Here is a 446-nt window from a genome sequence, read left to right as displayed (position 1 = left end):
GTCCTCTCAGGGTTAGTCGGGACCTAAGCCGAGGCCGAAAGGCGTAGGCGATGGACAACAGGTTGATATTCCTGTACCACCTCTTCATCATTTGAGCAATGGGGGGACGCAGGAGGATAGGGTAAGCGCGCTGCTGGAATAGCGCGTCCAAGCAGTTAGGCTGGGAAATAGGCAAATCCGTTTCCCTCAAAGGCTGAGCTGTGACGGCGAGGGAAATATAGTACCGAAGTTCCTGATTCCACACTGCCAAGAAAAGCCTCTAGCGAGATGAAAGGTGCCCGTACCGCAAACCGACACAGGTAGGCGAGGAGAGAATCCTAAGGTGAGCGAGAGAACTCTCGTTAAGGAACTCGGCAAAATGACCCCGTAACTTCGGGAGAAGGGGTGCTTTTTAGGGTGTTAAAGCCCGGAAAAGCCGCAGTGAATAGGCCCAGGCGACTGTTTAG

Annotated in this window: 1 rRNA gene; it reads left to right on the top strand. The window is 53.6% G+C overall.

The features are described 5' to 3' along the window. Positions 1-446 (top strand): 23S ribosomal RNA (locus WQ57_RS22605); the annotation flags it as partial.

Source organism: Mesobacillus campisalis (genome assembly GCF_000986785.1).
Taxonomy (GTDB): domain Bacteria; phylum Bacillota; class Bacilli; order Bacillales; family Cytobacillaceae; genus Mesobacillus_B; species Mesobacillus_B campisalis.
The sequence above is the reverse complement of the archived record's forward strand: the minus strand, read 5'-3'. Positions and strand labels throughout refer to the sequence as shown.